The 18,000-nt window shown below is 60.5% G+C and carries 14 protein-coding genes; 1 reads left to right on the top strand and 13 read right to left on the bottom strand.

The features are described from left to right. Nucleotides 1–119 precede the first annotated feature (119 nt). From EQV90_RS12225 to EQV90_RS12285, 13 genes are all read right to left on the bottom strand, one after another. Complete coding sequence (locus EQV90_RS12225) at nt 120–1,367, bottom strand: VWA domain-containing protein (protein WP_003437866.1); 1,248 nt, start codon at nt 1,365–1,367, stop codon at nt 120–122. 61 nt (nt 1,368–1,428) lie between these two features. Next, nucleotides 1,429–1,932, bottom strand: a complete 504-nt coding sequence (locus EQV90_RS12230) for a hypothetical protein (RefSeq protein WP_003437868.1) — start codon at nt 1,930–1,932, stop codon at nt 1,429–1,431. Nucleotides 1,933–1,936: 4 nt separating this feature from the next. Continuing rightward, complete coding sequence (locus tag EQV90_RS12235) at nt 1,937–2,650, bottom strand: hypothetical protein (RefSeq protein ID WP_202210164.1); 714 nt, start codon at nt 2,648–2,650, stop codon at nt 1,937–1,939. 32 nt (nt 2,651–2,682) lie between these two features. Next, nucleotides 2,683–4,230, bottom strand: a complete 1,548-nt coding sequence (locus EQV90_RS12240; RefSeq protein ID WP_127196636.1) for an SUMF1/EgtB/PvdO family nonheme iron enzyme — start codon at nt 4,228–4,230, stop codon at nt 2,683–2,685. Further along, nucleotides 4,220–5,443, bottom strand: coding sequence for an FtsX-like permease family protein (locus EQV90_RS12245; RefSeq protein ID WP_240878148.1), 1,224 nt, complete (start codon nt 5,441–5,443; stop codon nt 4,220–4,222). The genes EQV90_RS12240 and EQV90_RS12245 overlap by 11 nt, the downstream gene beginning before the upstream one ends. After that, nucleotides 5,427–6,146 carry an ABC transporter ATP-binding protein gene (locus EQV90_RS12250; RefSeq protein WP_003437878.1) on the bottom strand — a complete coding sequence of 240 codons (720 nt, stop codon included), beginning with the start codon at nt 6,144–6,146 and terminating at the stop codon, nt 5,427–5,429. The genes EQV90_RS12245 and EQV90_RS12250 overlap by 17 nt, the downstream gene beginning before the upstream one ends. Before the next feature lie 10 nt (nt 6,147–6,156). Beyond that, nucleotides 6,157–8,142: a VWA domain-containing protein gene (locus EQV90_RS12255; protein ID WP_240878149.1), complete on the bottom strand. Its 1,986-nt coding sequence runs from the start codon at nt 8,140–8,142 to the stop codon at nt 6,157–6,159. Further along, nucleotides 8,139–9,155, bottom strand: coding sequence for a hypothetical protein (locus tag EQV90_RS12260; protein ID WP_160626484.1), 1,017 nt, complete (start codon nt 9,153–9,155; stop codon nt 8,139–8,141). The genes EQV90_RS12255 and EQV90_RS12260 overlap by 4 nt, the downstream gene beginning before the upstream one ends. Before the next feature lie 3 nt (nt 9,156–9,158). Next, a complete protein-coding gene (locus EQV90_RS12265; protein ID WP_240878150.1) occupies nt 9,159–11,870 on the bottom strand; it encodes a virulence factor SrfC family protein in 2,712 nt (903 codons plus the stop codon). Next, nucleotides 11,867–14,932 (bottom strand): virulence factor SrfB, encoded by a 3,066-nt coding sequence (locus EQV90_RS12270; RefSeq protein WP_240878151.1) that lies wholly within the window; start codon nt 14,930–14,932, stop codon nt 11,867–11,869. The genes EQV90_RS12265 and EQV90_RS12270 overlap by 4 nt, the downstream gene beginning before the upstream one ends. A gap of 18 nt (nt 14,933–14,950) precedes the next feature. Next, entirely contained in the window at nt 14,951–16,339 is a 1,389-nt protein-coding gene (locus EQV90_RS12275; RefSeq protein ID WP_240878152.1) for an SrfA family protein, read from the bottom strand. 131 nt (nt 16,340–16,470) lie between these two features. Further along, entirely contained in the window at nt 16,471–16,935 is a 465-nt protein-coding gene (locus EQV90_RS12280) for a VOC family protein (protein ID WP_127196629.1), read from the bottom strand. A gap of 46 nt (nt 16,936–16,981) precedes the next feature. Next, on the bottom strand, nt 16,982–17,242 hold the full coding sequence (locus EQV90_RS12285) for an accessory factor UbiK family protein (RefSeq protein ID WP_003437892.1): 261 nt from the start codon (nt 17,240–17,242) through the stop codon (nt 16,982–16,984). 417 nt (nt 17,243–17,659) lie between these two features. Here EQV90_RS12285 and glnK point away from each other — a divergent pair, with 417 nt between their 5' ends. Continuing rightward, nucleotides 17,660–17,998, top strand: a complete 339-nt coding sequence (gene glnK / locus EQV90_RS12290) for a P-II family nitrogen regulator (protein ID WP_002555808.1) — start codon at nt 17,660–17,662, stop codon at nt 17,996–17,998. The last annotated feature ends 2 nt before the right edge of the window (nt 17,999–18,000 follow it).

The raw sequence follows: 18,000 nt of genomic DNA on the forward strand, positions 1-18,000 counted from the left end.
GAGTTCACAAAGCGTCCATCCTGCGCGAATCAACGACCCGGGGCAGGGTCGCAATGGATACGGAATGTGTTGCGAGCCCCGGTCGTCAGCGCGTCAAACGCCGGGCAGACTCGCCGCGATCATTCACATTCCGACACCGGGCCGGTGGCCTCTTTCAACGCATCGGCCAAATCGCTGGCGTTGCGACTGGAGTAAATACTGCCTCCGGTATTTTCAGCGATGCAGTCAGACAGCGAGCTGTCGCCAATATTGACCACGTTGACCCGCAGACGTGGCTGTTCGGTGGCAATGGTCTGTGCCACCTTGCACACGTTCTGGTTACAGCCATCGTCACCGTCGACAAACATCACAATCACCGCATCGCGGTCACGGCCGTTGACCGTGCGCGCGGCCTTTTTCAGGCTCGACGCCAGGGGAGTACCGTCGTCGGCGTTCAAACGCTGAATCCCGTCGATTAATTGCCCACGCCGGGCCGCGTTGAAAACGCCGTGATCCGGTTGTTGCGAACAGCCGGCGAAGGTCATCAAGCGCGTATCAATGTCCGGGTGCAGGTTATTGATCATTCCCGACAACGAGGCCTTGGCCACGTCCAGCCGGGTTTGTGGGCTGAACATCCTGATTGTGCGCGGGTCGTCAGCCGCCGGTCGGGGGCGCGTCTTGAAATACCAGTCTTCGTCAGCCTTGGTGGCGGCGATGTTCAGGTTCATCGAGCCCGAGGTGTCCAGAATCACCACAAACTCCGGCGGCAGCTCCCCGCCACCCGGTACCTTGGCCCGACAGGCATAACTGCTCTGGCCCGGCCACAGGTTCATCAGTGGCAAACGCCACTGCCACAACGCCCACAGCAACAGCCCCAACCCCAATAACCCGGCAAGCAGCCACAACCAGCCGCGCCAGACCCGCCACACTATTACCCGGCGCACCACCGGACGCGGGGCTGGCGCGGGTGCCGGCGGCGGGGCCACGACCGCAGCCCGCGGCTGCAGCCCCCAACGCACCACAACCGGGTCACCGTTGACGCTGTACAGATTGTTCAGGTCCGGCGGGCGGATCAGTGAACGCAAGCTGGCGGCCTGTTCGGCCTGGCCGCGCGCGACCAGCTCATCGGCCAGCAAGCCCAGGGTTTCCTGGCGCTGGCGATAGCGTTCCAGCAACGCCGCCTGCTGATCTTCGTTCAACTCGTGGAAGCGCGTAGGCTGGCCGCCCAGCTCCGTCCACCACTCCACCACATTGCCGCTGCCGATGCGCGGGATCGCGTAGACACTCGCCACCGACGGCGGGAAATGCTTGAGGATCAGCGCAATTTTCGCTTCCAGCACATCCAGCTCTGTGGAGCTGGCGTGCTCATCCCGGGTAATGCGCTGCATGCAGTGGCTTCCTGAAAAAGGGTCGGCGGCACTTGGCCGCCGACTGGACGGGGATGCAGGGTTATTCGTAACCGAGGCTGAATTGCAGCTGGTTCACCTTCTTCTGCAACGTCTTGAGCTCCTGCTGCCTGGCGGCCACCAGCGCCGGATCAGCGCTGCTGGCCGGCTTGGCACGGGCGGCCTGGAGCTGCTGTTCAAGCCCGGCAATCTGCTGCTGTACCTGCGCCTTGTTGCCACTGCGGGCTTTGAGCGAACCCAGTAACTGGTTCAGCGACTGGTTCAATGCCGCCTGGGACTTTTGCTGGCCCAGCAGGTCGGTGCGCGACACCGCCTGTTGCGCGGCAATGTTTTCGTAGACCTGATGGAACAGCGCATTTTCCTGCTGCGACTTGGCCAGCGCCAATTCGTTTTGACGAATCTGCTCGCTGTAACCGCCACCGGCGTCGCAGTTCATTTTGGTGAACAGCCCGGCGTCACGGTTGCCGGCATCACATTCACCCGGCTGTGTGGCGCAACCGGACAACGCCAGCAAAACACCGAAACCCAGTATCAATCGTGCGTTCATCGTCTCAACCCAGAGTGATTGCAGAGCGCTGGCTGTACAAGCCATCGACTTCTTTTTGCAGGCTGGCGACTTTCTCGTTCATCTTCGAGATATTGGCGTCGATTTGCTTGAGCTCCGGGGCATTGCCCTGGGCACGCTCGGCTTGCACCACGTCGTTGTAGCCCTTGACCTTGACCCGCATGTTGTCCAGCTCCTGGCGCAACTGAGCAATGTTGCCGTCAACCATGGCGATTTGTTTTTTAGCCTGGGCCTGATCGATTTTCTTGCTGGCCAGGTCGCGCTTGATCTGCGCGATCTGCGCCTGGTCATCCTTGATCACCTGCTGAGCCGTCGCGGTACGCGACACTACTTTTTGGGTGTCCAGCTGCACATCGCTGTTGTACTTCTGCAAACGCTCGCTGGTGTTGGAGTATTCGCTGCGACGCTGATCCAGGTAGTAGTTGGCGCCCATTGCCACGCCACATGCGGTGACACCCGCAGCAATCATGCACACGGTTTTATTGCCGCTATCGGCCAGTACACAGGCCAATACACCGGTACCGACCCCCATGGCGCAGGCCTGATAGCCCGACTTGCTGAAGAACTGGGCGTCCGAGCTCTGGGTCAGGCGCGGATCGACCATGCTGCTGCCCGTGCTGGCGCAACCGCCCAACAGCAGGCTGCCTGTGAGTACAGAACTGATCAGTAACCGGGAAGAGGACCACAGGCTGCGCATCATCGTATTTCTCCTTGTTGAAGCAGGTATTGGGCTTATTGGGTGACCGATTTGCAGCTCTTCAACCAGGCGTCAGTGTCGATCCTCTGCTTTTGCAGATAGGTCTTCTGATTCGCCCAGTGAGTGCGCAGGTAAGGTTTGAGTTCTTGCAGTTGTTTGTTCTGGCCGATGATTTCTTCCATCACCGGCACCTGCGGTTCCAGCAGGGACTGGCCGTACAAGGACGCCGACTCCACCAGGCTGCTGGCGTAATAACGGCTGAGTTTGTGCAGACGGTCTTTCTGTTCGTCCAGCTTGCCTTTGCGCATGTCGCAGCTCGGGTCCTTGTCTTCGGACTCGCAATTGAGGGCGTAATTTTTCTGCAGGAAGTCCAGGTACTGGCCGTCATCGAGCATTTTGGTACACAGGAACGCCCCCAGATTGAGGCTCGCGCGAATCGCCTGGTCGCGGGTTTCTTCCTGCTGCTGATTGCTGGCACGCAGCTGGTTTTCCAGGGCCTGGAGCTTTTCTTTGAGGGCCTTGTCTTCCACCGCGGAGGCCAGCGAGTTCAGCTCCTGGACCGCGCCGCGGTCTTTCCCGGTGTCACCCTGGACAGCGCCCGTGCCGAGGCTCTGCCAGCTCTTTTCGATGCTGCCCACACGCTCGCGCGAGGTCAGTGTCGGCGACACCAGAACCAGCCGCAGGCCGGTGGTTTTATTCTTAACCTGGCCGTCGGCGTTGTAGTAAGGCTCCTCTTTGCGCAAGGACGTGCGCACGTCCGCCTGGGGCGTCAGGTAGTTGCCGCCGCGTACCACATAGCCGCCGGCCTGACCGTGTTGCCGATCGAGTTTATTCAGGCGAAAGGGCTCGAACATCATTTCATCGGCGTTACCGAGCATGTCGTGCAGGCCCAGCGGGTTGGGTTTTTGTAACCCGCCCAGTTGCAGCTTGCCGTTGGACGATTGCGCACCGCCGAACCACTCATAAGCGTTCAGGCCGTCCGGCATCGGGTAGCGTGTATCGCTGAATTCGGCGGCCCCCACTTCCAGCCCGCCACGGGCGGCGAACTCCCATTCGGTTTCGGTCGGCAGGCGCAAAAAGCCCAGCGCACCATCTTCCTTGGGCAGCGCGGCGGCAGCGTTTTTACGCAACCACAGGTTGTATTTGTCGGCCACTTCGATGGCTTGTACCCAACTGATCGCCACCTGCGGCAAGCGCAGCTTGTTCGACGGCACCGGGCAGGTTTCATCGGTCAGAGCCTGATACTGCAACTGGCTCATCTCGTACTTGGCCATCAAGTAATAACGGGATTTATCGGTTTTGCTGCCGGTGAAACTGCCGGAAATAAACGCGGGGCGCTTCTGCTCCACATACCCCCATTCGGCGCTGTCCTGACCGATATTGATCGGGTAGTCGTCCAGCGGGCCGGTAACGGGAATGAACACCTTGCGAAATACCATCGAGCCGTCGCAGGGCATGGGCAATACGACGTCACTGGCGTCGGCGGCCGGGTTGTAGAATTTCTCGTCCCAGGCCGCCGCCGAGGCGCCGGGCAAGTAGCCAAGGCTCAGGAATGCGAGCGCAACAACAGATTTATAACTCACGCAGACTCTCCGCAGGTTGGATGCTGATGGCCCGCAGGGCGCCGATCACGGCGACCAGTGCAGCGACCAACAGGGCGATCAGCAGGGCTGCCAGCCCGTGCCAGACAGTGATGTGGCAGACAAAGGTGCCGGTGGCCTGACTGCTGCCCAGCAGATGGTCGAACAGCAGGCTGCCCACGCCATAAAACGCCAGCCCGCCGACATAGCCGGCCAGGCTTAAGAGCAACGCCTGAGCGATCACGAACCCGGCCACTGCCGGGCTGCTGAAGCCCAGTAATCGCAGAACCGCCAGGCTTTTGCGCTTGCGGTCGATATTGGCCAGGAACGCACCGATCATCGAGGCGATGCAGCCAATCAGAGCGGCCCCGGCGATCACGCCAAAGATCAGCCCCAGTACATGGTTGATGGCTTTGACGTTGTCGATATCGGCCAGGCGGCTCGATGTCTCGATGTTCTGCTGGTTCAGCCAGCGTTCCAGCGGCGCCACGCTATCGATATCACCGGCATAGACCCGGGCGCGGGCATACAGCGGCTGCAAGTCGCCGACCGGTTTGCCGGTAGCAAGGCCAAACGCCGGGACCTGATAGCCATCGCGAAAGCGTTCCAGCTCGAGCAATAAAGGCGGTGCAACGAAACCGGCGGCGCGGCCAAAGCGGGCGGCGTCGAGCACCGCGACCACGATCAGATTCAGCTCGCCGCGCTCATTGATGCCGTCCAGACGGCGGCTCACCCGCACCCGCACGCTGTCGCCGACATCGGCTTGCAGACGTTGGGCGGCACGGGCACTGAGGATCACCTGATTGGCACTCAACGTGATATCGGGCAGGTTCAGCAACGGGTCAGCCGCCGCGCTGGGGATAATTTCGGCGTTTTCGACAAAACGCTGCAGGCCCACCAGCAGGTCGGCCTGCGTATTCAGCGAACGGGTCTGGCCGATGGCGAAACCGACTTCAGGTCGCTGGCGCAAACCCTCGATCCAGGCGGTGTCGTAATTGCCGCTACTGAGCATTTTCACTTCAAGGTTGCGCGGGTCGCTGAGCAGTTCGTTCTGCAACTGGCTGACTACGCCATGCTTGAGCCCGAACAGCAGCAACAGCGGTGCGATCACCGCCACCAGCGACGCGGCGATGCACAAGGACACTTTGCGGTCATGCCAGAGGTCTTCGACCGCCAGCTTGCCGAGCAGGCCGAGGCGGCTAATCCATGGCTTCAAAGCGTGTTTCTCCCTGACCGCTGATGGCACCCAGACGCGGCAAACCAAAGTCGCGCACCAGCGCCCAGTCATGGGACACCACCAGTGCGCTCAAGCCCAGCTCATTCACCAGACTCAGCAACAATTCAAACAAACGCCTGGCGCTGTGGGGATCAAGTGCCGCGGTGGGCTCATCGGCCAGCAGCAACTGCGGCTCATGGGCGATAGCCCGCACGCACGCCACGCGCTGGCGTTCGCCGATGGACAAGGCCTGGGGCAACTTGTCCAGCAAGCCCTCCAGCCGCAGCGCCTGCACGGCACGCTCGACCTGCGCACTCTCGACCGGCATGCCGAGCAGGCGGCGGGGCAGTGTGATGTTGTCGCGCACGCTCAAAAACGGCAGCAAGCCGCCACTTTGCAAGATGAACCCCAGGTGCCGCGAACGCACCGCCGACAACGCCGGCTGGTCATTGGCCGCGAGCATGCGGGCTATATCCAGTGCCTTGGCCCCTGGCTCATGACGCGCCGGACCAAGGCTGAAGCGCCCCAGCTCGACGGGCATCAGCAGCAGGCCGATGGCTTCGAGCAGGGTACTTTTGCCACAACCGCTTTCGCCGGTGATGGCGAGGATTTCGCCGGCCTTTACCTGCAAGGCCGGCAACCGCACGCTATGGGCCTGCGCACCGCTGCCACGGCGCACCAGCATGTCCTGAATATCGAGCATGGGCGTCCCGTTAAGGCATCATTTCCAATGGCACCGGGTACACGTTGTCCCGTGCATCGCTGTCTTTGGCCAAGGCCACCCAACGGTCCACGTCAGCGTTGTAACGCTGGTAGTGGCGCAGCTTGGTGTTCAGGTTACGAATGAATTTCTCCTGGGCCAGACCATCCCAGCTCTTCCAGGTTTCTTCATCCAGGTTGAGGACTTCGCTCTGGTACGGCAGGTCTTCGAGGTACTCACCGAGCACACCCATGTCCGCCAGCCTGGCGTTGCCGTTCTGCTTGAGCTGATTGGGATCGGCGCCCATGGTCGCGGCGACGGAACGCAGGCGATCGAACATCTCGGTCGGCGAAATCAGGCCTTCGTTGGCGGCATCCAGAATCTGCTTCATCACGTCGCTCAAATCGCTGAGCTGTGACTTGGTCAGTAACACCCGGACATCGGTGGTGGGGATGTTTTGCTTGATCAGGTCGCGGTCAGTGATCCAAGCCTGGAACACTGGCGGCGCCTGACTGTTGGTTTTTTCACCGAGGTACGCCAGTTGCATCGCGTGGCCGATCAGGGCCGCGTCATCCAGCAGTTTTTGCTCGGCCGGGTCTTTGCCGGCGACAGGCGCTTGCTTGGCGTTCAGCGCGCTGCCAATGGCATCGTCGCCCATGTAGGCGGCCTTGACCTGGGAGGTAATCGCGCTGGCCAGCGCATCCACTTTACGCCCGAATGCTTGCACGTCACCGGCGTTGACCGGGTAGTACAGCGAGGTATTGGTGCCCGGGTAAGTCGACAGGTTTTGATACTGCGCTTCGGCTTTGCCGTGATCTTTGATCCCGGCCGGCGTTTTCAAGTGCAGGGTGTAAATCGCAACGCCGGGGTTGGCCGCCTCAAGGCGCACCTGGTCAGCGCTCAGCCCGGTGCTGCTCAATGGGTCGTCGCCCTCGATGGCACCCGCATCGGTGATCAACACCACGTAGCGCGCACCGAACTGGGTCCAGTCCACTTTGTCGATACTGTGCATCACGCCCGCGAGCGAGTCCTCATCAAAGGCCTTGCTCGACACTTTGGCCTGTTTGAGGTCAGCCACCCTGGCCAGAAAATCTTCGCTGCCGGTGACCTTGTTCGGGTCGGCGTACATTTTGCTCACGTATTCCAGGCCGGGTACGGCTTGGGTGCTGGAACGGAATGCCACCAGACCGAACTTGACCTGATTGCCCAGTTTCTCGCTTTCAATCTGTTTGTAGACCTTGCGAATGGCCTCGCGGGTACGGTCGATATAAGGATCCATCGAGATCGTGGAGTCGATGACAAACACCACCGCCGCGCTGAATTCCTTCAACTGGCTGGATTTCGCGGCCCCCGTAGCGCCTGGGTTTGCGCCGGCCTGCAGCGGTTTGTCTTCAGCCTTGCTCACCGACGCTACATTCAACAGGCGGGTGCGAAAGCCTTCTTCGGTCATGACTTCTTCGCCGCTCAACACCGGCAGCAAGTAAAACTGCTTGTGCAGGTCAACGAAGTATTCCGGCTCCTGGGCCAGTACTCCCGGAGCCTGTACTCCTTGCTTGAGCTTGGCGCGCAACGGCGCGACTTTGCTCACCGGGTCCGGGGCATCGAGGATGCCTTCAAGGGTGGCGCGGTCTTTGAAGAACATCAGACGGTCGCGGTTGGCCGGGTTGGTGAATGCCAGCGTGAGCTGCATCTTCCAGTCCGTGGTACAGGCTGCAGGCAACCAGCCGATAGTTTTGCCGTAGCTGTCAGGGCCGACCTTGAGCCACTCGGCATTACCCGCCTGGGCCCGTTCATATACGTAAAAGCGGCTGAATGTTGGCTGCGCCGCACCGGCATCACCGCCAGCAGCACTGCTGAGCTGACAACCCGGGGTGGTCAACACGCGCTGGAACAGAGTTTTCTTGCCTTCCTGAATCAAGGGCTTGTCGTCGGCGCGGGCCAGCGAGCTGCCGATGGTCAGCGCCAGCAAAGCGCTGGCAGCCAATGCAAAACGGCTCACGGTTTCAACTCCTCAAAGCGCGCCTTGGCTTCGGCATTCTCAGGGTCGTGGCTGAGGATGGTTTCGTACCAGTACGCCGCGGTGGCCGGGTCCGGCTCGGCAAAGCACTTGCTGGCCTGATGGAATTTCGGGTCGTACTCATGGGCGTAGGCGGTGGCAATTTGCAGGTCACCGGCTTGAGCACGGTTGGCGTACAGCCGCTGGGCGATGCCGCAATGGTTGTTGGCCTTGGCCACGGTGATGATTTCCAGCAACTCGGCGCTGCCCGGCGAATTCTTGATGCAGGCCTGCACAACGCTCAGTTCAGGCAGCACGGCCATGCTTTCCAGGGTACAGGCGGCATCGCCCGGTACAGGCTGCGGTGGCATCGGTTCAGGCACTGCCGGGGGTGTTTTGTTGAGCCAGAACCATGCGCCCAGGGCAAGGGCGGCCAGTACCAGCAATGCAATGAGCACCATCAACAACCAGGGTTTTTTCCTGGCTGGCACCGGTGGCGGCGGGGCCGCAGGTGCGGGCTCAATGACCGGCACGGGTTCCGGGGCCGGTTCAGTAACCGGCTCGGGAACCGGTTCAGGCAACACCACTGGCGCCACCGGGGTTTTCAGCTGGCCCGTGTCCTGGTGTACCGGGGCTTTGACATCCGTGGCGGCGCTGGATGATTGCAGGTTCTTGGCCGGGATCAGCATGCCGGCATCGCAATGGCCATTACCGCCCTGCTCGCGCAATTCGAAGCGCAAGGTGGCCATGGAGCCCACTTCGAGTACCGGGTCGACCAATTGCGGGCCAACCACGGTTTCCAGCGCTTCGCCGTTGGCGGCGGCACTGAAGTGCGCCACCTTGAACCAGTACTGGCTGTTGCTCCAGTGCTGGTCGCCCTGCAGGAAATAGCCGTCCTGGTTACGCTGGACAGAGAACTCCAGACGCTCGTGGCCACCGGTCCAGTCTTTGACGATCAGGCACGCCTGACCGGCGATGTGGGGTTCAAGGGTGACCAAATCGACAAAAATTGACATTGCTTATCTCGCTTCAAACGCTTTGAGCACATGGCCCAGGCGTTCATTTTGTTCAGGGGTGAATTCGCTGCCGGTGCCGTGGCTGGCATTGTCCAGGGTGATGTGCGCCACCCCGGACAACCAGTCGCCAAGGAACTGCTGCGCCTGGTTAATCGGCTGCGCAGGCAGCTGCGGCAACGCGTCTCTGGCCACATCACCGTAGAACGAAAACAGCGCTTCGCGGTTGCCGGCATGGCTTTTAGGACGGGATTCAAGCGGTTCAGCGGTGTAACCGAACCAGGCCACAAAATCGCTCAGCACGCGCTGTACTTCCAGCACCTGGCGCTCGACCATCTGGTCGCGGCGCGAGCCACTTTGCGCACGCTTGAGCACGACGCGAATCAACTGGTCCTGCAAGCCGAGACGGTCACCGCTGAGGATCAACTCCTGAACCAGTGCTTCAATCGATGTTTTATCCAGCTCAAGGGCACGCATCAAACCCTCACGCTCCGGAACTGCACGCAAGTACTTCACCCAGTTCCTGAACACGGCACGGGCAAATTTGTGCTCGTTGCTTTGCAGCTCGGGAGCCTTGGACGCTGGCAACGGAGCACTGGCCGGGGCATCGAAGTCCACCGACAAATCACCGAAATCATCACCAAAATCAAACTCGTTGCTGCTGGCATAAACGATCGATTGCCTGGCGGAGTCCTGAGCCGTATCGCCCGTCTCAGACACGCTGTCCTCTTCGTATACGCCGTTGAGGTAAAGCTCGCGGATCTCTTCGTTCGGCAGTTGCAAGGTGTTGATCAGCTCGCCCAGCACACCGCCACGGCGCTTGAGCTGGGCCAGAATCATCTGCGCCTGGGTACGCTTGATGGCCACCATATCGGCGCCATCGGCCACGTAGTAACTGCCCAGGGTGTGCAAGGCTTTGCCGTTGAGTACCTTGTTCAGTTGCTCGCGGATGCGCTTGAGTTTGAAGTCAACGTTCGCCAGTTCCGTAAAGCTTTCGCTGAAACGGGTGATACCGCCGTCGTTGAGCGTGAGCATGGCGTCCCATGCCTGCTGTGCATCCTTGATGTACTTTTTGACATTCGGGCGCTCGACCAGAGTTTGGGCCATCAGCTCCAGCGTGCTGTGACTGTCCTCGGTGAAATGGCTTTCGTTGCCATCGGTACGACCAATGAATGCGGCCTGATGGCGCGGTTTGCGCACCAGATAGGTGTTATTGAACGCCTGGGCGCCTTGCCAGTTCGACATCCACGGGTAGTCTTTGAAGCGCTCGAGCATGGTGCGGGTCATCATGCCGTCCCACTCTTCTTCCAGCTCCAGGCGCGACTTCTTGTTCAATGACTGGGAAATGCACAGGTCAAACATGGTCAGGGTCCAGATCAAGCCCGTGGCACGTGCGCCACGCTCTTGCGGGGTCTCGCCCTGTGTCGCGTTGATCCAGCGCGTCAGCACCGGGCCGACATCGTTGACATCACTTTGCTTGGTGCTGTTGGTGCAGACCACCAGTGCGTTCATTTCCTGATCATCGACATAACGCTCGAACAGGTACGCGACCTTGCCGCGACGGATCAGTTGCGAAATCGAGTTGGTCTGGCCGTTTTCCCTGGCGATGGAGGTCACGTTCAGGCGCCCGCGATATCCGGGAAAATCCAGCAGGTCCATTTGCTCGACGATCTGCGCGGCCGGTACTTCAATCAGGCGGAAGGTCATCTCGGCGGTGAGGGCCGCCAACTGCACCAGGGAAATCGGGCCGGGGTTATGCAACACACCCTCGACCATCGGGCGCACCGACACCGGCACGTCAGTGGCGCTGCCGTAACGCTCCAGAATGTCGACGTTCATGATGCTGTTGCGACGGCTGAATTCATCGCCTACGCGCTCAGCCAGCACTGACAGCGGTGCAAAAACGGTGTCGGGCATGCCCAGCCGATTGAGCGCTGCGCCCAACTGCTGGTACACCTGGGTCAGGCCATCTTGCTTGCCCCACAAAATCGAAAACAGCTCGCCACGCTCCTGGGGATTGAGGCGCGGGGCCAGGTCGATGACTTTCGGCCAATAGTGATGGGGCAGAACTTTGAGCGATTGTTCAAAGCTCTGGTTCAGGTAATCCATCAACGACACGACGTCTTCGGCACTCACCCCAGGCTGCAGCGGACCCAGCTCGCGGCCTTCGAAAGGTTGCAGGGCCTGGCGCACCACGCTGTCGTCGATCACGAAGGAGACTTTTTCCTGGTCGAAGTCTTTGAACCAGGTGTTGGCAAAAATTTTCGCCAGTTCGATTTCGCGGAAAAGCTCGAGCTCCACCGGGAAGTTGTCGTCTTCACTGGGCTTGGCCAGACGACTGAAACGGGTCACCAGCCCGGTGGCTTCAGTACCGCCACCGCTGGGGTTGATGTTCTCGATGAAGTCCATACGCTGCGGGCCGAACTGGGTCTCGAGCGCACCGTTGGCCCCTGCCGCCAGGGCTGAAATAAGGTAGGACTTGCCCGCCTGGGACAACCCGAAGAAGCCGGTGGTCATCGGTGTGGTGGCTACCCGGCCAAGGTTGCGGGCCATGTTGCGCGCCTGATACAGGCCCAGCTTCAGGTCAGCCGCATCGCGATCAAGTTTGGGCGCCGTAACCCGGGTTTTGTCCACCCAGCCCAGGGCCTGGCCGGCACCTTCGTAGACGGCATTCCAGCTGGCGCTGAGGGCGATTTGCTCTGGGGTCAGATTGCTCATTTGCGTTTTACGCTCCCGCTGTCCAGCCAGTACTTGCTGTCACTCAAACCTTCCACTAGGGTGGTGTTGAGTTGCAGCACAAGGTCATTTCTGCTGAAAGTTTTGTCGGTGTTCGAATCAACTTCTGTCACCACAAGCTCGTCGCTCAGTTGTCCCTGGCGCTTCATCTGCTCGGTGGCCTCGCGCACTTTGAAGGACACGTAGACCACGGGCATCTCGTTGTTCTGGGCCTTGGCCTCGGTAAAGCGCTGCCGCCCCTGGGGGGAGAAATCCAGGGTGTAGAGCGGCGTGGCAGACCAGCGCTCGGCCGCCAGCTGACGGAAGCCCAGGCGCATATTGCCGCGCATTTCCAGCGCTGGCGGCCTTGCATCCAGGCCTTCACCGATTTCGGGCAGCACGATGCCCCCGTCCTCGGAGGTCAGGTCGCGGAACAGGACGTCCGAGTCAACGATGATGTTGGCCCCGTCGATCTTGCCGATGTGCTTGATGGTCGAGTACGGCCTCAGGGCCGAGGTGCGGAAATAAAAGTTCGGCACACTGTGGTTGGCGCACAGCAGGCACAGCATGGCGCCGACAGATGCCGTACTTTTAGGGTCGTCGATCAGGCCGTTTTTATGGAACGGGTACCAGTTGCCGGTGCGGTAATTTTGCAGCGCAAGGATGCGCCCCGGCGGCAGTGGCAGCATCTTGCGGATAAACGCCTGAATGCCCGGCAGACGCGATGGCCGCCCGGTCAGGAGCAACATGTCGCATGGATAATGCGCAATGACCTCGCACAACCCGGCAAGGATCTTGGTGATGTTGATGCCACCGCTGATGAACGCGCCATGCAGTTTCTGCAAGTCCAGGGTAATCGGCGTTTGCAGCAGATCGAAATCGGTCTGAACCCCCAGCTCGCGGCGAACCGCGGTGTTCACATACTCCAGCACGTTGGCTCTGACAGCATCTTTTTCCAGCAACGTCAGGTAGGTGTGGTCACTGGCCGGCGTGGCGAACTCCGGGTTGTAGAGCTCGTAGCGGCGCAGCAATTCAAGGGCCAGCGGCGTGAACACCTGCAGGTTCAATTGTTGGCGCAACACCATGTCTTGCGCGCTGCCCGATTCGGCGCCGCACAGCCGCGACATCAGGGAGCCGGGGAATTTAACCCCGGCGTTCTGCAAGGCGCTTTCAAAGCTTGGCAGAATGAACCCCTGAATCACGTCCAGCAGGATGTCGTCCCCCGCGACTTTGAAACCGTCACGGAAACGCTGCTCGGGCACGATGTGCACATTGCTGCCACTGCTGGCAGTGCCGGCACGGTCAAGACGGTAATCGGTGATCACCAGGTCGGTGGTACCGCCGCCTATGTCGATGGTGGCCAGGGTGATACGTTCGCGGTCCGTCTTGCCGGGGCGCGAGATGGCATCGAAGAATTCTTCCGGGTGCCCGGCGAAGTTTTCATTGACCTCGGTGTAGAGGTACACCAATTGCCCGCACGAGGCCTCGTCCCACTCCACCCGCACCTTGGGCAGCGGCGTAGTGGCCGGGCTCGAGTCGTGAGCGAAGGGGTCTTTGCGGTCGGTCTGCCAGTTCATGCTTTTCCACACCAGACCAATGGCGTGTCGCATGCGCTTTTCCAGGATGCTGCGCTCGGCCTGGGGCATGCCCGGCGGTACGGTCAGGGTGATGCTGTTGAGGCGCCGCGGTACGCGGGTATGGCCCTGACGCGAGCGCTGCGCCGGGCTATTGATTTGCATCAGCGCCTGGGCCAGCACTTCAGCGAGCATGAAAGTCATCAGCGAGCTGCGCGAATAACGCGGTACAAACACCGCCAGGCCTGGGGTGTCGAAGCTGTGCAGCGCGTCGCCGGTTCCGTTGATCAGCAGCGAAAACGGTTTGGCGGTGGCAAACGGCTCGGCTTCCTTTTTGTCGAAGCTGTAGCTGAAGCGCCATCCGTGATCGTAGGCCTCTTCATCCCACAGATAACGCTTGGGACTGGAGAGTCCGGTTGAGCCCTCGGTGCCACGACGGCGACTCGCCAGCCGCGCGGCCTCCTTGCCAACCCGGGCGATGGTTGGCCACAGGAAAGCCTCCGTGTGGCCACTTTTTACCGAACAGTCATCCTTGCCAAAGGAAATCTGGGCAAACTCGACGCGACTTTCGAACGCGTCGTTGTAGATGTGCTCCGGGCTCATCAGGTCCCGCAGCTCAAGCACATAGTTGTCTTTGAGACCGGAGCCGGACTGGCCGTGGTTTTCGATCAGAATGCCGCAGGTGCGCGAGTTGCCGACATCGAGGATCAGATCCACCGGAATCGGCGGCGTGACACCACTGCCATGGCTGGCCACGATTTTAAGTTCGGGCAGTTTCACTTGCGCCGCCGGGGTGTTGTTGTCCCGGGTGGTGCAAGGCTCCATGAACAAGCTGAGCAGGTTCAGGTAATGGGCTTCGGCATGACCGTCCTTGATCTCTTTGTCCAGCTCATCGCGCGGGGTTTTGGGATGGCCTTGCGTGAATACTTCCAGCAGCCACTCCCGCACCCAGATCTGATCCAGAAACCAGCGGGCCTGCTGGGGCTTGCACGCCAGCTTGAACGATACGCCGGAGCTGGCGTCGCGCTCGACCGGCCCCAGATAGAGGCTGGTGTCATGCTGTTCCATGAGCCGGGTATCCAGCGCGACCGTCAGGCGATGGGTGTTGCCATCAATGTCCGGCTCGGGCAGGCGCACCAGGCGCATCCGCGACCAGTTGGCCGGCCCCTGGTCAAAGCTCTGGGGCGGACGGTAACGGAACACCGGGATCGGTACCCAGAGCCCGTCGTAGAGCTTGAGACTGGCTTCCATGCCGAGGTTGAGGGTACTGCGTGCGTCAACGGTCTTGCCCGGCTCGCTTTCGTAAAAGTAGCTGGTCATGCCGTTGCGTTCGCCCTCTTCGAGGCGGCACAACAGGCCATTGGTCAACGGCGCGAAATCACCCGAGGGCAGCTTCCTGGGGTCCAGGCGCAGGGCGAAATCCATGAACTGGATGCCGGTATCGGCAACAAGGATAACGGTGTCTTCAAATTGGGTAACTTGAGGCAGCATGTCAGAGTTTTCCAGTCATTATTCGCCCGTCTGGCGCATGGTGATGGGGAATTTTTTGTCTTCGTAAGCGCCGGTGCAGTCGGCAATGCTTTTGGCCCCCTGACGACAATCGATTTGCGGCATGTCATAGCTGCTGCCATCGCTGCAGGCGGCCTGGGCCTGGCTATTGATCGCCAGGCTGCCGGCCTGCATGGCCGCAGAAACCGGGCCGGTGCAGCTGATGCCATTGGCCTTGCGCACAATGACCTCGCCCTTGCCGTCCTTGAACTGATACTCAAGGCGCAGTGACAGACCGGTGTTTTTGTCTTGAATGCCCGCGCCCGCGCGGTAGTGGCCGTTGAGGAAGGCGGCCTGGCCATCCGCGCTGTCGGCCGGGATGACCAACCGCTCGCCGGGTACAGGCACAGGTGCCGGAGCTTTCGGCAGCTCATCCGGGATTGTCGGCGGCGTCGGCGGGGTAGTGGCGTTATCCGCTGTCGGCGGCTCTTGAGCCATGGATGCCTGGGCGTTATCGGTGCCTGGCGGCACCACCGACTCCGGCTGGACCGCAGGCGGGGTCTGCACTTCAGGCACCTGGCCTGCAGTTTCAGCCGTGCCCGCTGCCCCGCCGACCTGGCCACTGCCTGACAGCTCGCGCGATGGCGTGAGCGTGGACGTGGGGTAGGGCCTGGAAACAGGTTCAGAAACCTTGAGCCCGTCCAGGTTGAAGTCCACCAGCCATGCCGGCACTGGCACCCCCAACTGCGGGCCACAGCTGCGCAGACCAAACAGTAGCAACAGCAGCAGTAACAGCGGGATCAGCCACCACAACCAGCGCCACCACGACCGGGCCACCACTGGCACCGGCACCGGGGCGGGTGCCGGAGCAGGCTCGGCCAGCGGGGCAATCACCGGGGCAGGGGTAACGGGTGCTACCTGTGGCCGCAGACAGTACAGCGGGTCGAGGCCGTGGTCAGTGCCCGGACGACGGAAGCCCCAGAACGTCAGTACCGGTTTGCCGTTGACCAGATAAACGTAGTTCTCATCCGGAAATGGCAGCACGTGGGCCAGCAGCTTGCCGAACACCGTACGGTCTACCGAAGGTTTGTGGGCACTGTCGGGGTCGAGTTGTTCAGCACTGAGCTGATTGAGAAAAGACTGCAGCTGTTCCAGCTCGACAACGGCTTGAGCACGTTCCTGCGGGGTGGCGCTGGCCCAGGGAATCACATCGCCGGGTAGCTCGCTGTACCAGTCAATGTTGTCGCCCAGCTCATCGCTTTGAGGGATGGCCAGATGCGTGGCCATGTCAGGATTTTGGCAGCGAATCGCTTCGCGCAATTGCAGTGCCGCCCGATAGACTGGCTGACCGGTCTCACCCAGGGCAGTAAAAGCCCCGCTTTTGCCACTGCGAAGAAGTGCGCCGCGCATCCGTGCTCCGTGTTTTAAGTTCGCGCGGCAAAACCCGGACATGAGTCCGTACCGCTTCCTTGATTAGCTGGCGACAGTAATGTTTAAGGGCCATAGAGTCAAATGGCCATTATCTGGAGAGCCGTATTGGTTCAAAAAATGAGCGGTGGATCACCTGGCATCGCGGGTGTCCCGGTGGCGGCCCGGGTTCCCAGGTCCTCGGCAAAGCGCAGCAGGTAGCCATCGGGGTCGAGCAACAGGCAGTTGCGCTCACCGAACAACACCTCGTTGCTGCGGTACCAGCGCTCTTCAAGGGGTTTGCGCAATGTGTACCCGGCGGCTTCGAAACGGTCGATCAGGGCCTGGACGTCGGGGCATTTGATCGACAGGTTGATGCCTCGCCCGAAAGGCGCCTCCAGCGGCCCGACCCGCCAGGAGGAGGGTTCAAGATCATCCTGCTCCAGCATCAGCTGGCTGCCGTGATATGACAGAAACGCAAACTGATGCTCAGGTCGCTGGTACTCGATCTGAAAGCCCAGCACTGCGCAGTAAAAATCCAGGCTGCTGGCAAGGTCCGAGACGATCATCTCGGGGACCAGCCGATTCATCACCAACATACAAAAACGTCCTTGTTCATATGGGTAAACGCACCGCCTTGGCGCGTTATTCGGTCGGCGGCAGCAATCTGGCTTCCAGCTCGGCCACCTTGGCTTCCAGGCTTTCGAGGCGGGCACGGGTGCGGGCCAGAACCACCATTTGGCTGTCGAACTCTTCACGGCTCACCAGATCCAGCTTGCTGAAACCGCTTTGCAGCAAGGCTTTGAACTGGCTTTCGATTTCATTGCGCGGCAGCGCAGTTTCGCCACTGAGCACACGGGAAGCATGGCCACTCAGGGCGTCGAGGAGGTCTTTGGGCGCGAGCATGGGTAAGGTCCTGAAAAACTGATGGTGGCGAGTGTATCACGCAGTGTCCGGGCCCAATCTTCGGGGGCCTTCGCACGATTTTTGGGCGCCTGGCCTGCCGGGCACGCACTGTTTACGTGCACAAATGCCCTGCCAAATCAGGCCAAAAGCCATCAGCTATGGGTATCTCCCTGTAATTACTGACTTTTCCAGACATGGCAAGGTTTCTGCTTAGTTGGCTGTGACTCAGGCACTGATGCAGTAGCTGTGACCTAGGCAGTGCGGCAGGTGGTTCAGGGAAAGCTTTCGTCACCGGCGATTGAGACACGTGGAACAGCCTGAACAAGGCTGACGATGCGTTACAAAGCCAGACACTGCGCTTAGACTTGAGCCGGGTTTGTTTTCCTGGGGCAAGTCCACCAATTCGGGAGAAGTTTCATGAAGCTAGTCACCGCCATAATCAAGCCGTTCAAGTTAGACGACGTGCGCGAGTCGCTGTCTGAAATCGGCGTGCAGGGCATTACCGTTACTGAGGTCAAAGGCTTCGGCCGGCAGAAAGGTCACACCGAGCTGTATCGCGGCGCGGAATATGTGGTCGATTTTCTGCCAAAGGTGAAGATTGATGTCGCCATCGACGACAAAGATCTTGACCGGGTTATCGAGGCGATAACCAAGGCTGCCAACACCGGCAAGATTGGTGACGGCAAGATTTTCGTGGTCAATCTGGAACAGGCTATCCGCATCCGTACCGGCGAAACCGATACCGACGCAATCTAAGC

Origin of the sequence: Pseudomonas sp. TMW22089, assembly GCF_022496645.1 — a bacterium.
GTDB classification, from domain to species: domain Bacteria; phylum Pseudomonadota; class Gammaproteobacteria; order Pseudomonadales; family Pseudomonadaceae; genus Aquipseudomonas; species Aquipseudomonas paraversuta.